11 protein-coding genes are annotated in these 14,776 nt (G+C 73.1%); all 11 read left to right on the forward strand.

The annotated features are described in order from the left end of the window. Positions 1-35 precede the first annotated feature (35 nt). The 11 genes from BMY89_RS00325 to gatB all read left to right on the forward strand — a co-directional run bounded on the left by BMY89_RS00325 (position 36) and on the right by gatB (position 14,659). On the forward strand, positions 36-1,211 hold the full coding sequence (locus BMY89_RS00325; protein WP_092373413.1) for a cysteine desulfurase family protein: 1,176 nt from the start codon (positions 36-38) through the stop codon (positions 1,209-1,211). A gap of 95 nt (positions 1,212-1,306) precedes the next feature. Further along, positions 1,307-2,380 (forward strand): tRNA 2-thiouridine(34) synthase MnmA, encoded by a 1,074-nt coding sequence (mnmA, locus tag BMY89_RS00330; RefSeq protein ID WP_092373416.1) that lies wholly within the window; start codon positions 1,307-1,309, stop codon positions 2,378-2,380. A 112-nt stretch (positions 2,381-2,492) separates the two neighbouring features. Next, complete coding sequence (locus BMY89_RS00335) at positions 2,493-3,494, forward strand: methionine synthase (protein ID WP_092373418.1); 1,002 nt, start codon at positions 2,493-2,495, stop codon at positions 3,492-3,494. A 36-nt stretch (positions 3,495-3,530) separates the two neighbouring features. Then, the gene (locus BMY89_RS00340; protein ID WP_175510259.1) at positions 3,531-3,899 is read left to right on the forward strand and encodes a VOC family protein; all 369 of its coding nucleotides are present in this window, start codon (positions 3,531-3,533) and stop codon (positions 3,897-3,899) included. Between the two features lie 43 nt (positions 3,900-3,942). Beyond that, a complete protein-coding gene (locus tag BMY89_RS00345) occupies positions 3,943-4,944 on the forward strand; it encodes an ADP-ribosylglycohydrolase family protein (protein WP_092375233.1) in 1,002 nt (333 codons plus the stop codon). A 141-nt stretch (positions 4,945-5,085) separates the two neighbouring features. Next, positions 5,086-7,221 carry an NAD-dependent DNA ligase LigA gene (ligA, locus tag BMY89_RS00350; protein WP_092375236.1) on the forward strand — a complete coding sequence of 712 codons (2,136 nt, stop codon included), beginning with the start codon at positions 5,086-5,088 and terminating at the stop codon, positions 7,219-7,221. A 156-nt stretch (positions 7,222-7,377) separates the two neighbouring features. Beyond that, on the forward strand, positions 7,378-9,762 hold the full coding sequence (locus BMY89_RS00355; protein ID WP_092373422.1) for a putative bifunctional diguanylate cyclase/phosphodiesterase: 2,385 nt from the start codon (positions 7,378-7,380) through the stop codon (positions 9,760-9,762). Between the two features lie 144 nt (positions 9,763-9,906). After that, complete coding sequence (gatC, locus tag BMY89_RS00360; protein ID WP_092373424.1) at positions 9,907-10,212, forward strand: Asp-tRNA(Asn)/Glu-tRNA(Gln) amidotransferase subunit GatC; 306 nt, start codon at positions 9,907-9,909, stop codon at positions 10,210-10,212. After that, entirely contained in the window at positions 10,209-11,684 is a 1,476-nt protein-coding gene (gene gatA / locus BMY89_RS00365) for an Asp-tRNA(Asn)/Glu-tRNA(Gln) amidotransferase subunit GatA (RefSeq protein ID WP_092373426.1), read from the forward strand. Before gatC ends, gatA begins: the two co-directional genes overlap by 4 nt. A gap of 196 nt (positions 11,685-11,880) precedes the next feature. Next, the gene (locus tag BMY89_RS00370) at positions 11,881-13,068 is read left to right on the forward strand and encodes an Ig domain-containing protein (RefSeq protein ID WP_092373428.1); all 1,188 of its coding nucleotides are present in this window, start codon (positions 11,881-11,883) and stop codon (positions 13,066-13,068) included. A gap of 97 nt (positions 13,069-13,165) precedes the next feature. Then, positions 13,166-14,659 (forward strand): Asp-tRNA(Asn)/Glu-tRNA(Gln) amidotransferase subunit GatB, encoded by a 1,494-nt coding sequence (gatB, locus tag BMY89_RS00375; RefSeq protein WP_092373430.1) that lies wholly within the window; start codon positions 13,166-13,168, stop codon positions 14,657-14,659. The last annotated feature ends 117 nt before the right edge of the window (positions 14,660-14,776 follow it).

Here is a 14,776-nt window from a genome sequence, read left to right on the forward strand (position 1 = left end):
GGTCGAGGCGGGCGCGGTCGCTAGGCTGAACCGTGATGGCTTACCTGGATCATGCCGCGACCACTCCGATGCTCGACAGGGCACTGGAGGCGTACGTCGCCACCGCTCGCGAGGTCGGCAACGCGTCCTCCCTGCACGCGTCCGGCCGGCGTGCCCGGCGGCGGGTGGAGGAGTCGCGGGAACGGGTGGCCGCCGCCCTGGGCGCCCGGCCATCCGAGGTGATCTTCACCGGTGGCGGTACGGAGAGCGACAACCTCGCGGTGAAGGGCATCTTCTGGGCCCGCCGGGACGCCGACGCCGGGCGGCGCCGGGTGATCTGCAGCGCCGTCGAGCACCACGCCGTCCTCGACGCGGTGGACTGGCTCTGCCAGCACGAGGGCGCCGAGGTGGGCTGGCTGCCGGCCGACGGCGTCGGCCGGCTGCACCCCGACGCGCTCCGCGCCGAGCTGGCCGCGCACGGCGACCGGGCGGCGCTGATCACCGCCATGTGGGCCAACAACGAGGTCGGCACCGTCCAGCGGGTCGCCGAGCTGGCGGCCGTCGCCGCCGAGCACGGCGTGCCGTTTCACACCGACGCCATCCAGGCGGTCGGCCAGGTGCCGGTCGACTTCGCCGCCAGCGGCGTCGCCGCGCTCACCGTTACCGGCCACAAGCTCGGCGGGCCGGTCGGGGTCGGCGCGCTGGTGCTGGCCCGGGACGTCGCGGCGGTGCCGCTGCTGCACGGCGGCGGCCAGGAGCGCGACGTGCGCTCCGGCACACTCGACGCCGCCGGCATCGTCGCCTTCGCGGTCGCCGTCGAAGCCGCGGTCAAGGACCAGCAGGAGTACGCGGCCCGGGTCGCCGCGCTCCGCGACGACCTGGTGCAGCGGGTCCGGCGGGCGGTGCCCGAGGTCGTCTTCAACGGCGATCCGACCGACCGGCTGCCCGGCAACGCGCACTTCTCGTTCCCCGGCTGCGAAGGTGACGCCCTGTTGCTGCTGCTGGACGCCCAGGGCATCGCCTGCTCGACCGGTTCGGCCTGCTCGGCCGGGGTGGCCCAGCCCTCGCACGTGCTGCTGGCGATGGGCGCCGACGACGACCGGGCCCGCTCCTCGCTGCGTTTCTCCCTCGGCCACACCAGCACCGCGGCGGACGTCGACGCGCTCATCGCCGCCCTGCCGGCGGCCGTCGACCGGGCCCGTCGGGCGGCTGCCCTGCGTACCCCGCGCTGACCTCGGGCGGTGCTGGCCGGCACATCGTCGGGGCCGGCGCGAAGAGTCGGGGTCGGCGCGGAGATAGGCTCGACTGGCGAAGGGAGAGTGGTCCGGTGAGGGTGTTGGCGGCGATGTCCGGCGGCGTGGATTCCGCCGTGGCGGCGGCGCGGGCGGTGCAGGCGGGACATGACGTGACCGGCGTGCACCTGGCCCTGGCCCGCAACCCGCAGACCTACCGCACCGGGGCGCGGGGCTGCTGCACCCAGGAGGATTCTCGCGACGCCCGGCGCGCGGCCGACGTGCTCGGCATCCCGTTCTACGTCTGGGACATGGCCGACCGCTTCCACGCCGACGTGGTCGACGACTTCGTCGCCGAATATGCCGCGGGGCGTACCCCCAATCCCTGCCTCCGCTGCAATGAGAAGATCAAGTTTGCCGCGGTGCTGGACCGGGCGGTGGCCCTGGGTTTCGACGCCGTGGTCACCGGCCACCACGCCCGGCTCGGCCCTGACGGACTGCTGCGCCGCAGCGTCGACGAGGCCAAGGACCAGTCCTACGTGTTGGCCGTGCTGACCCGCGAGCAGCTGGACCGCTCGATCTTCCCGCTCGGCGACTCGACCAAGGCCCAGGTCCGGCAGGAGGCCGCCGACCGGGGCCTGGCCGTCGCCGACAAGCCGGACTCGCACGACATCTGCTTCATCGCCGACGGCGACACCAGGGGCTTTCTGGCGCGGCGGCTCGGCGAGACACCCGGCGACGTGGTCGACGCGAGCACCGGCACGGTGGTGGGCCAGCACGCCGGGGCGTACGCGTACACCGTCGGCCAGCGGCGCGGCCTGCACCTGGACCGTCCCGCCCCGGACGGTCGGCCCCGGTACGTGCTCTCCATCACGCCCACGACCAACACGGTGACCGTCGGACCGGCCGAGGCACTGGAGGTCTCCACGGTGCGCGCCACCCGTCCGGTCTGGACCGGTGGCCCGCGCCCCGGCGGTCCGATCGAGTGCGAGGTGCAGCTGCGCGCGCACGGCGTCGTGGTGCCCGCCACGGTCACCGTCGACGCCGCCACCCTCCACGCCGACCTGCGCCGCCCGGTCCGCGGCGTCGCCGCCGGCCAGGCGATCGTGGCCTACCGCCCCGACCCGGCGGGCGACATCGTCCTCGCCGCCGCCACCATCACCGACTGACCACCCCCTTCTTCACGAGTTGACCAAGAAGTTTGCGTCTACGGATGGCCGGAGATGAGACCAAAACTTCTTGTTCAACAGGGGCGGGGGTGGTGGCGGGTAGCCTTCGGGCGTGACTGATCAGGGTTGGCCGTGGGCGGCGGGTGTGGCGACCGGCATCGGGTCGTTGCCGGGCATCGACATCGCCGAGGCGCAGCGGGTGGTTCTCGGCGAGTTGCCCGCCCTGCCCCACCTGCCGGAGCTGCCGGCCCGTGGGCCGGGCGCCGACCTGATCGGGCGCACCTGCGGCCTGCTGGTGGAGCTGCCCGTGCAGGTGTACACCGGGCGCTGGCAGGTCGCGGCCCGTCCCGGCAGAGACCTGCGCCGGGCGCGTGACCTGATGGAGCGGGACCTCGACCAGCTCGCCGAGCAGGCCGAGGAGTACGCCGGCCTGTTCAAGATCCAGGCAGCCGGCCCGTTGAGCCTGGCCGCCTCGATCGAGCTGCCGATCGGCGGCCGGATGCTGCGCGACCCCGGTGCCGTCCGTGATCTGGCCGGCTCGCTCGCCGAGGGGCTGCGCGGTCACGTCGAGGCGGTGGCCCGCCGGCTGCCGCGCGCCTCGGTGCTGCTCCAGCTGGACGAGCCGTCCCTGCCGGCGGTGCTGGCCGGACGGATACCCACCGAGAGCGGCCTCGGCACCCACCGCCCGGTCGAGCCGGGCGAGGCGCGCTCGCTGCTGAGCACGATCATCGAGGCGACCGGTGTGCCGATCGTGGTGCACTGCTGCGCACCGGACGTACCGCTGGAGCTGCTGCGCTCCACCGGCGCGGTCGGTGTCGCGCTGGACCTGAGCCTGATCACCGAGCTGGACCCGCTGGGCGAGGCGCTCGACGCCGGGCTCGGACTGCTGGCCGGTGCCGCGCCGACCACGGCGTCGGCCGGTCACGCGCCGACCTCCGCCGAGGTCGCCGACCGGGTACGCACCCTCTGGGATCGACTCGGCTTCCCGCGCCGCCGCCTCGCCGAGCAGGTCGTGGTCACCCCCGCCTGCGGCCTGGCCGGGGCCACGTCGGAGTACGCCAGGGCGGTTCTCGCCGCCTGCCGGGACGCCGGCCGTCGGTTGTCCGAGGAGTGAGGTTTCCGGTCGTACCCGTGGGGCAGGATCCCGGTCATGATTGGACAGCTGCGTACCACGGTGATCGACTGCCCTGACCCTCGCGCGTTGGCTGGCTTCTACGCCGAGCTACTCGGGCTGCCGGTGGTCGAGGAGGATTCCGAAGGCGACGAGTGGGTGGTGCTCGGTGGGCCGCGCGGGCACCAGCCGCGGCTCGCCTTCCAGCAGGCACCAGACCTGCGGCCGCCGGCGTGGCCCGACCCGGAGCGCCCCCAGCAGTTCCATCTCGACGTGACGGTCGACGACATCGAGTCCGCGGAGCAGGCGGCGCTGGCCCTGGGCGCCCGCCGGCTGCCCGGCGAGGGCGAGGGTTTCCGGGTCTACGCCGACCCGGCCGGCCACCCGTTCTGCCTCTGCTGGGACTGACACCCACCGGGCCTGTTTGTGGGTAACGGGCATGATCCTTCTCATGAACAGCCCTGTATCCGGCCGGGCCGCCGGCTCGCTCTACGGCCTCGCCTACGGCGACGCGCTGGGCAAGCCCACCGAGTTCCGCACCGTCGCCGAGATCGAGCGCCAGTACGGCCCGGCCGGTCCCCGGGAGTTGGCCGGCGACCCGGCGCTGGTCACCGACGACACCCAGATGGCGCTCGCGGTCGCCTGGGCGTTGCACGACGCGCCCGCGTACACGGCGGAGGTCGTCGAGCCGCTGCTGCGGCGGCGCTTCCTCGACTGGGCGGCCAGCCCGGACAACAACCGCGCGCCGGGCATGACCTGCCTGCGGGCCTGCGCCGAGCTGTCCCGTGGGCTGCCGTGGCAGCAGGCCACCCAGGCGGGCTCGAAGGGCTGCGGAGCGAACATGCGGGTCACCCCGGTCGGGCTGCTCGACGTCGACCTCGACACGCTGGCCGGGCTGGCTCAACTCCAGGCGGGTCTGACCCACGGGCATCCGACCGGCCTGGCGGCGAGTGAGCTGACCGCGTACGCGGTCCGGCTGCTGATCGACGGCGCCGCGCTGGCCGAGCTACCGGGCCTGCTCACCGGCCGGGCGCACGACCAGCGCCTGGTCTACCGGGGCGACTGGCTCGGTGACCTGTGGCAACGCCCCGGCGAGCGCACCTGCGAAGAGTTCGTCGCCCGGGGCTGGGACGAGTGCCTGCGGGCACTGGCCCGGCTCGACGCGGCCCTCGCCGCGCCCGACGACGGCGATGACCCGTGCCGACTCACCGGGGAGGGCTGGATCGCCGAGGAGGCCCTGGCGACGGCGCTCTACTGCGCCATCCGGCACTCCGACGACCCGGTGGGCGCCCTGGCGCGGGGAGCGCGGACCGCCGGTGACTCCGACTCCATCGCCGCCCTCGCCGGTGCGTTCGTCGGCGCGGCCCGGGGCATGGCCGCCTGGCCGGCGGACTGGGCCACCCGGATCGAGTACGCCGACCAGTTGGCCGCCCTCGCCGCCACGCACGACTGACCGGGCCGCGAGTGGTCCGGCCCGACAAGCAGACTGCGGGTCTGGTCGGGCCGGCTGACGGCATGGTTGTCCCACCTGGGGGCTACGGTGCGGGAGTAACACGATCACGGGAGGTCCACAGCGGTGTCCGAAGGCGGCGGTGTGTCCGAGGAAGCGAGTGCCCAGCAGGTCAGCGCGGCGCAGGAGGCGGCGGCGGGCGCCGAGCCCACCCCGCAGGTGCGGGAACGACACGCCACGCTGAGTCAGGAGCTCACCGAGCACCAGTACCGCTACTACGTGCTCGACGCGCCGACCGTCTCCGACGCCGACTTCGACCGCCAGCTGCGCGAGTTGGGGGCGCTGGAGGCGGAGTTCCCGGCGCTGCGCACCCCCGATTCGCCGACGCAGCGGGTGGGCGGCACCTTCTCCACCGACTTCGCCCCGGTCGCCCACGCGGAACGGATGATGTCCCTGGACAACGCGTTCGCCGACGAGGAGTTGGCCGCCTGGGCGGAGCGGGTCGAGCGGGACGCCGGTGGGCCGGTGCCCTACCTGTGCGAGCTGAAGGTCGACGGGCTGGCCATCAACCTCACCTACTCCGCGGGCCGGCTGGTCCGGGCGGCGACCCGTGGTGACGGCCGCACCGGTGAGGACGTCACCGCCAACGTGCGAAGCATCCGGGACGTGCCCAACCGGCTCACCGACTCACCGGAATTCGGTCCGGTCCCCGAGTTCATCGAGGTACGCGGCGAGATCTACTTCCCGGTCGCCGCCTTCGCCGACCTCAACGCCGGCCTGGTCGAGCAGGGCAAGGCGCCCTTCGCCAACCCGCGCAACGCGGCCGCCGGCAGCCTGCGGCAGAAGGATCCCCGGATCACCGCGTCCCGACCACTGCGCCTGGTGGTGCACGGCATCGGCGCTCGTCGCGGTTTCCAGCCGGCCACCCAGTCCGAGTCGTACACCGCGCTGCGGGCGTGGGGCCTGCCCACCAGCGACCGCTGGCGGGTGGTGCCCGACCTGGCCGGGGTGCGGGACTACATCGCGCACTACGCCGCGCACCGGCACGACGTCGAGCACGAGATCGACGGTGTGGTGGTGAAGGTCGACCCGGTGCCGATCCAGGGACGGCTGGGCTCGACCAGCCGGGCGCCGCGCTGGGCGATCGCCTTCAAATATCCGCCGGAGGAGGTCAACACCAAGCTGCTCGACATCGAGGTCGAGGTCGGCCGTACCGGGCGGGTCACGCCGCGAGCCTTGCTCGAACCGGTCAAGGTGGCCGGCTCCACCGTCGCCTACGCGACCCTGCACAACGCCCGTGAGGTCGAGCGCAAGGGGGTGCTGATCGGCGACACGGTGGTGATCCGCAAGGCCGGGGACGTGATCCCCGAGGTGCTCGGCCCGGTGGTCGACCTGCGTCCCCCCGACGCCCGGGCCTTCGTCATGCCCACCAACTGCCCATCCTGCGGCACGCCGCTGGCCCCGGCGAAGGAGGGCGACGTCGACATCCGCTGCCCGAACTCGCGCAGTTGCCCGGCCCAACTGCGCGAGCGGGTCTCCCACCTGGCGGGGCGCAAGGTCTTCGACATCGAGGCGCTCGGCGAGAAGGGCGCGGCGGCGCTGCTGGACGCGCGGACCATCGTCGACGAGGGCGACCTGTTCTCGCTCGACGCGGAGCAGTTGGCCAACTCGCCGTTCTTCGTCAACAAGGACGGCAGCCTCGGCAGCAACGCCGTCAAGCTGCTCGACAACCTCGCCGTGGCCCGGGAGCGGGAGCTGTGGCGGGTGCTGGTCGCACTCTCCATCCGGCACGTCGGGCCGACCGCCGCGCAGGCGCTGGCCCGGCACTTCCGCTCCGTCGAGGCGATCGAGGCGGCCACCGAGGAGGAGCTCTCCTCCGTCGAGGGCGTCGGGCCGACGATCGCCGCCAGCATCCGCGAGTGGTTCGACGTGGACTGGCACCGCGAGCTGGTGCGGAAGTGGGCCGCCGCGGGCGTACGGATGGCCGAGGCGGCCGTGCAGGAGGGACCTCGCCCCCTTGAGGGGGTGACCGTGGTGGTGACCGGCACCCTGGCCGGATTCTCCCGTGACCAGGCCGCGGAGGCGATCCAGGCTCGGGGCGGGAAGGTGAGCGGTTCGGTGTCGAAGAAGACCGGCTTCGTGGTGGTGGGCGACAACCCCGGGTCCAAGGCGGACAAGGCGGCCAGCCTCAAGGTGCCCGTGCTCGACGAGGACGGTTTCCGGGTGCTGCTCGACGCCGGTCCGGACGCGGCCCGTGAGGTGGCCCGCGTCGAGGAGTGAGGCACCCTGTCGATCTTGTGGGCACTCGCCCGGATACCAACTTAATTACGACTACGACCGATTCGTGACTGTCGCGGCCGGGAATCGGGTGGTGGGGGCGTTTCATTGGGGCACGGTGCGTGAACCCACGCACCGGGTCTCGTGCCGGGAGGTGTGATGGCGTCGCCCGATCCGCGCAACCTCGTCCCGCCCGGACGGACGGCGCAGTTCTCGACCTTCGTGGTCGCCGTGCTGGCCGTGGCCGTGCTGCTCTCGGCCGGTCCGCTGGTGACGCTCGCCGGGACACTGCCCGAGCTGCCGGCGGCCTTCTGGACGATGGCGCTGCTCGCCGTTGCCTGCGACGCGCGTCCCTTCCTTCCGCCCGGCCGCCGGCAGTCCTCGTCGGCGGTGTTCCCGTCCACCTGCTTCACCTTCGCGATCCTGCTCGGTTGGGGGCTCGGGCCCGCTGTCGCGGTGCAGGCGGTCGCCGTGCTGGTGTCCGGGGTGCGGATGCGGCACGCACCCTGGCGGACGGCCTTCAACGCCGGCCAGTACGCCTGCTCGCTGGCCGCCGCCTACGGAATCACCCGGTTGGGGCCGGGCGGCGTCTTCCACGGCGGAGCGCTGGGGTGGACCGACATCGCGGCGATCGGCGGCGCCGGAGTCGCCTGGTTCGTGGTCAACTACGGGCTGGTCACCGCCGCCGTGCGGTTGCGTTTCGGCGAACGGTGGTGGCCCAACGCGTGGCGCGGCCTGCCCTTCGAGCTGCTCTCCACCGGGTCGCTGCTGCTGCTCGCACCGGTGCTGGTGACCGCCGCGCGAGCCAGCGCCGCGCTGGTTCCGCTGGTGCTGGTACCGCTGTTCGCGGTCTACCGGATGGCCCGGCTCACCGTGGAGCAGCACCAGTTGGCCTCACTCGACCCACTCACCGGGCTGCCCAACCGCAAGGCACTGCTGGCCGAGGTCAACGAGCAGGTGTACCGGCACGCCGAGCGGGCGGCACGCGCAGAGCCGGATGCCCGCCTGGCTCTGCTGCTGATCGACCTGGACCGGTTCAAGAACGTCAACGACGCGCTCGGGCACGCCGTCGGCGACCGGCTGCTGGTGGAGGTGAGCGCCCGGCTGACCGACGTGGTCGAGCCGCCGCAGATGGTTGCCCGGCTCGGCGGTGACGAGTTCGCGATCGTGATGACCGGGCTCAGCGACGTCACCGAGGCCCGGTCGCTGGCCGACCAGGTGGTCCGGGCCCTCGCCGAGCCGGTACCGCTGGACGGGCTGCCGCTGGACGTCGGCGGGTCCATCGGCATCGCCATGTTTCCGGAGCACGGCGAGGACTTCGCCACCCTGATGCGCCACGCCGACGTGGCGATGTACGACGCGAAGCACCGCAACGACACGGTCGCCGTGTACACCGCCGAGTCCGACCACAACTCCGCCGAGCGGCTCGGTCTGCTGGCCGACCTGCGCCGGGTGCTGGAGGTGGGATCGCCGGTCCGGGCCGGCGAGGGCGACCCGCCGGCCGACGGGCCGGTGGTTCGCGGCGGGGACGGTGCGGTGCTGCCCGCCTCCCCGCCGGTGGACGAGCACGGCGGCGACCGCTGGTGGAGCCGCCGGCGACGCCGACCTGCGCTGGCCATCCACGACGACGAGTTGCTCGCCCGGATCGTCACCGGCGCGGATCCGATCCTGCGCCGGGCCGCCCGTTCCGTTCGGCCGGCCCAACCGAATCCGGTGCCGCCCGCTGAGGCGGCACCGCCCGGTGCCGAGTCGGGCGGGGCCGCCGGCGAGATCACGATGTATTACCAGCCGCAGATCGCCATCGCCACCGGCGAGGTGGTCGGGGTGGAGGCCCTGCTGCGCTGGCGCCATCCGCGTCGAGGGATGGTCGACCCGGAGGAGCTGATCCGGGTCGCCGAACAGAGCGCGGTGATGCGACTGCTCACCCGTCGGGTGGTCGACGACGTGGTGGAGCAGCTCGCCAAGTGGTCGGCGACCGGCCTCGGCTTGCGGGCAGCGGTCAACGTCAGCGTGCGGGACCTGCACACCGGCGAGATCGCCGACCAGATCGCCGACCGGCTCACCCGCTACGGCGTCGCGCCGGACCGGCTGCAACTGGAGATCACCGAGGGTGCGTTGATGGCGGACCCGCGGCGGGTGCTGACCACCATCACCCGGCTGCACCGGATCGGGGTGGGCATCGCGCTGGACGACTTCGGCACGGGTTACTCCTCGTTGCAGCACCTGCGCCGACTGCCGCTGTCGGAGGTGAAGGTCGATCGGTCCTTCGTCCTCGGCATGGCCGAGGACAGCGACGACGCGGCGATCGTCCGGTCGACGATCGAGCTGGCCAAGGCGCTGGGGCTGCGGGTGGTCGCCGAGGGGGTGGAGGACGAGCGGACCTGGCGGATGCTGCACGCGGCCGGCTGCGACGCCGCTCAGGGCTGGTTCTACGCCCGCCCGATGCCCGCCGAGGAGTTGGTCGCCTGGCTGGCCCGCTACCGCCCGCTGCGCCCGATCGGCGGGCCCGACGAGGCGGATGTGCCCCGCCGGCACGCGCGATGACCCGCTTCGCGCCGGGGGCGCGGGGAGCCGGGAGCGGCCGGCCGGGCGCGGAACAATAGACTCGCTGCCGTCACCGCGCGTCGCGTACCCGTCGGCCGTGCGGCGGGCGTTACACAGACGTAGACAGCCACGAAGGGGGCACCGATGGCCGCCATCTCCCGCGAGGAGGTCGCGCACCTGGCGCGACTGTCGCGGCTCGCCGTGACGGAGGAGGAGCTGGACACCTTCGCCGGGCAGCTCGACGTGATCCTCCAAGCGGTCGCCCAGGTGGGCGGGGTCGCCGCCGCGGACATCCCGCCGACGTCGCACTCGGTGCCGCTGACCAACGTGCTCCGGGAGGACGTGGTGACGCCCTGCCTGACACCTGAGGAAGCGCTGTCGGGCGCGCCCGACGCGGAGCAGCAGCGGTTCCGCGTACCGCGGATTCTGGACGAGGATGTGGCCTCATGACCGACGTCACCGCAATGACCGCGACGCAGATCGCGGGGCTCGTCGCCGCCGGCGAGACCTCCGCCGTGGAGGTCACCCAGGCCCACCTGGACCGGATCGCGGCCGTCGACGAGCAGGTCAGGGCCTTCCTGCACGTCGACACCGAGGGTGCGCTGGCCGCCGCGCGGGACGTCGACGCCCGCCGCGCCGCCGGCGAGGAGCTGGGCCCGCTGGCCGGCGTCCCGGTCGCGGTCAAGGACGTGCTCACCACCAGGGGCGTGCCGACCACCGTCGGGTCGAAGATCCTTGAGGGCTGGCGCCCGCCGTACGACTCGACGATCGTGCAGCGGCTGCGCGCCGCCGGCACGGTGATGCTCGGCAAGACCAACATGGACGAGTTCGCGATGGGCTCCTCCACGGAGTACTCGGCGTACGGGGCGACCCGCAACCCGTGGGACACCGACCGCATCCCGGGTGGCTCCGGCGGGGGAAGCGCCGCGGCGCTCGCCGCGTACGAGGCGCCGCTGGCGATCGGCTCGGACACCGGCGGCTCGATCCGCCAGCCCGGCGCGGTCACCGGCACCGTCGGCGCGAAGCCGACCTACGGGGGCACCTCCCGGTACGGCCTGGTCGCCTTCTCCTCCTCGCTGGACACGCCGGGCCCGTGCGCGCGTACCGTGCTCGACGCCGCGCTGCTGCACGCCGCGATCGGCGGGCACGACCCGCGCGACTCCACCTCCATCCCGGCGCCGGTGCCGGACGTGGTGGCCGCGGCGAAGCTCGGCGCGACCGGCGACCTTGGCGGGGTACGGCTGGGCATCGTCACCGAGTTCGGCGGCGAGGGGGCGGAACCGGGGGTGATGGCCGCCTTCAACGAGGCCGTCGACACCTTGACCAAGCTGGGCGCGGAGATCGTCGAGATCTCCTGCCCGCACTTCCAGTACGCACTGCCGGCGTACTACCTGATCGCACCCAGCGAGTGCTCCTCGAACCTGGCCCGCTTCGACGGTGTCCGGTTCGGGCTGCGGGTCGGCGACGACGGCAACCGCTCGCTGGAGGAGGTCATGTCGTTGACCCGGGAGGCCGGCTTCGGCCCCGAGGTCAAGCGGCGCATCATGCTCGGCACGTACGCGCTCTCCTCGGGCTACTACGACGCCTACTACGGGCAGGCGCAGAAGGTGCGTACGCTGATCACCCGCGACTTCACCGCGGCGTTCGAACGGGTCGACGCGTTGATCTCGCCGACCACCCCGTTCGTGGCCTTCCCGCTGGGTGCGCGCACCTCCGACCCGTACCAGATGTACCTGGCCGACCTGTTCACCATCCCGACCAACCTCTACGGCGGGCCGGGCATCTCGGTGCCCTGCGGGCTCTCCGAGGGGCTGCCGGTCGGGTTGCAGGTGATGGCCCCGACGATGGCCGACGACCGGATGTACCGGGTCGCCGCAGCGCTGGAGAGCGCCGTCGGCACCCTCACCCCGCCAGCCCTGTGACGGTGTCGCGGGGCGGCTCGGCCGCCCCGCGACCGTCCGGACCGCGCCCGAGACCTCACCGTTACCCGATGATTTCGTTCGGCGACACACAGTCACCGATCGGACTATTACGCCTGGTCAGTAGCCCTGGTTGGATATAGTCCGAGCCGCTGGCGGATGCGAGCGAGGCTTCTCCCGAACGAACCCTGGAAGTGCGATGAGGACGCTGCGGCCGGTCATGATCCTCTCGGTGTTCCTGGTGACGCTGCTCGCCACCGCCACACCGGCCACCGCCACACCGGCCACCGCTGAGCCGGCTGCCGCCGCCATCACCTTCACCTCCGCTCCGCCGCCGTCCGGGGTGACCGCCCACCAGCCGTACCCGGGCCACACCTTCACCGCGACCGGCGACGAGGCGATCAGGTTCTCGCTGGTGCCCGGTGGCACTCTGCCGCCGGGTCTGGCGCTGTCCGCGGAGACCGGCACCCTCACCGGCACGCCGACCGTGGCCAGCCGTTTCACCTTCACGGTCCGGGCGACCGGCTCGCCGAGCGGGGATTTCGTCGACCAGCAGGTGACCGTGCTGGTGGTCGAGCCGCTCATCACCGTCGCGTCGGACGCGCCCACCTCACCCTGGTACGTCGGACAGGCGTACCCGACGCACCGGTTCACCGCCGAGGGTGGCACCGCCCCGTACCGCCTCGCGCTGCGGTCGGGCTCGCTGCCGGTGGGCATGGCGCTCTCGTCGGCGGGGGTCCTGGTCGGTACGCCGACCGTCGCGGGCAGTCACCAGTTCGGCATCCGGATGACCGACGCGAACGGTTTCCACGGCGACCAGGACGTCACCATCGTTGTCGCCGCCCCGGCCGTCGTCATCACCTCGGGGGAGCCGCCGCCCGGCACGGCCGACCGGGCGTACTCGTTCCGGTTCACCGCCGACGGGGACTCCGACATCCGGTTCAGCGTGTCGGCCGGAAGCCTGCCGGACGGGCTCACCCTCGCCGCGAACGGCCGACTGCGCGGCACCCCGAGCGCTGCGGGCAGCTTCGCCTTCACGGTCCGGGCGACCGGCACGGCGACCAGCGTCACCGGCGAGGTGGCGCTGGTCGTCGCCGCCGCTCCGCCGGCTCCCGCACCGACCCAGACCAGCCCGGCTCCGACCGACCCGCCCACCGAGCCGTCGCCGACGCCGGAGTCGCCGACCTCGACGCAGCCCACCGCCGCCGCGCCGGCCCCGGCCCCGGCCGCGCCGGCGCCGACCCGGACAACCGGGTCCTGGCTGCCGATGACCGGATCGAACTCGGTCCTCGTCCTGGCGTTGCTGGCCGTGGTGGCGTTCTGCATCGCCGGGATCCTCTTCGTCCTGGCCCACGAGCGCCGTCGGCGCTTCACCACGCCCCGGTGACGCCGGGCCGAGCCGGGACAGGCCGAGCGGCTAGGCTGGGCAACGTTGTGTCCGGATGCCGCCCCGGGCCGGCTACCGCCCGAAAGCTGGAGTTCTCATGACCACGACGCTGCCCGCGTACGACGAGGTCGTCGCGCGCTACGAGCCGGTGATCGGCCTGGAGACCCACGTCGAGCTGGGCACGAACACGAAGATGTTCTGCGGCTGCCCGACCGACTTCGGCGGCGAGCCGAACACCCGGGTCTGCCCGGTCTGCCTGGGCCTGCCCGGCTCGCTGCCGGTGGCCAACTCCGCGGCCATCGAGGCGACGATCCGGATCGGCCTCGCGCTTAACTGCTCCATCGCGCAGTGGTGCCGGTTCGCCCGGAAGAACTACTTCTATCCGGACATGCCGAAGAACTTCCAGATCAGCCAGTACGACGAGCCGCTCTGCGTCGACGGCTACCTGGACGTCGAGGTGAACGGCGAGACGGTGCGGATCGGCATCGAGCGGGTGCACCTGGAGGAGGACACCGGCAAGACGCTGCACGTCGGTGGTGCCACCGGCCGCATCCACGGTGCCACCGAGTCGCTTGTCGACTACAACCGGGCCGGCATTCCGCTGGTCGAGATCGTCACCAAGCCGATCCCGGGCACCGCTGCGCTCGCCCCCGACGTGGCCCGCGCGTACGTCACCGAGCTGCGCGACGTGCTCCGCTCGCTCGGCGTCTCCGACGTACGCATGGAGGAGGGCTCGCTGCGCTGTGACGTCAACACCTCGCTGAACCTGCCGGGGGAGGAGTGGGGCACCCGCACCGAGACCAAGAACGTCAACTCGCTGCGTTCGGTCGAGCGGGCGGTGCGCTCCGAGATGCTGCGGCAGGCGTCGGTGCTGGACGCGGGCGGGCGGATCACCCAGGAGACCCGGCACTTCCACGAGGACACCGGGGACACCACGCCGGGCCGGTCCAAGGAGACCGCCACCGACTACCGCTACTTCCCCGAACCGGACCTGGTGCCGCTCGCGCCGGACCCGGCCTGGGTGGCCGAGCTGAAGGCCGCCCTGCCCGAGCTGCCCCGGCTGCACCGTCGCCGCCTCCAGCAGGCGTGGGGGCTCTCCGATCTCGACATGCAGTCGGTGCTCAACGCCGGCGCGGTGGAGCTGATCGAGGCCACCGTCGCCGCCGGCGCCACCCCGGCCGCCGCCCGCAAGTGGTGGTTGGGCGAGCTGTCCCGGCGGGCCAACGAGACGGGCGTGGAGCTGGCCGACATCGGCGCCACCCCGGCGCAGGTCGCGGAGCTGCAGGGGCTGGTCGACGCCGGCAAGCTCAACGACAAGATGGCCCGTACCGTGCTGGAGGGCGTGGTCGCCGGCGAGGGCTCGCCGACCGAGATCATGACCAACCGGGGGTTGGAGGTCGTCTCCGACACCGGCGCGCTGACCGCCGCGGTGGACGAGGCGATCGCCGCCAACCCGGCCATCGCCGACAAGATCCGTAGCGGCAAGGTCGCCGCGGCCGGTGCGCTGGTCGGTGCGGTCATGAAGACCACCCGGGGTCAGGCCGACGCCAAGACCGTCCGCGACCTGATCCTGGAGCGCCTCGGCGCCTGAGATGCAAGCAGGGGCCCCCTCCTAACGCCTCGGGTAGAGGAGGGGCCCCTTCTTAACACCACCAGCCGCCGGTAACGCCACCCCCGTCCCCGACCGGCCGTCAACGACGACGTGCCG

This window comes from Micromonospora phaseoli (genome assembly GCF_900109115.1).
GTDB classification, from domain to species: domain Bacteria; phylum Actinomycetota; class Actinomycetes; order Mycobacteriales; family Micromonosporaceae; genus Micromonospora; species Micromonospora phaseoli.

Bases quoted from the DNA above. Each gene is read 5' to 3' on its own strand.
- gatA (WP_092373426.1), top strand. From the start codon at position 10,209: ATGACCGACGTCACCGCAATGACCGCGACGCAGATCGCGGGGCTCGTC.
- BMY89_RS00340 (WP_175510259.1), top strand. From the start codon at position 3,531: ATGATTGGACAGCTGCGTACCACGGTGATCGACTGCCCTGACCCTCGC.
- gatB (WP_092373430.1), top strand. From the start codon at position 13,166: ATGACCACGACGCTGCCCGCGTACGACGAGGTCGTCGCGCGCTACGAG.
- BMY89_RS00355 (WP_092373422.1), top strand. From the start codon at position 7,378: ATGGCGTCGCCCGATCCGCGCAACCTCGTCCCGCCCGGACGGACGGCG.
- BMY89_RS00370 (WP_092373428.1), top strand. From the start codon at position 11,881: ATGAGGACGCTGCGGCCGGTCATGATCCTCTCGGTGTTCCTGGTGACG.
- BMY89_RS00345 (WP_092375233.1), top strand. From the start codon at position 3,943: ATGAACAGCCCTGTATCCGGCCGGGCCGCCGGCTCGCTCTACGGCCTC.
- BMY89_RS00325 (WP_092373413.1), top strand. From the start codon at position 36: ATGGCTTACCTGGATCATGCCGCGACCACTCCGATGCTCGACAGGGCA.
- gatC (WP_092373424.1), top strand. From the start codon at position 9,907: ATGGCCGCCATCTCCCGCGAGGAGGTCGCGCACCTGGCGCGACTGTCG.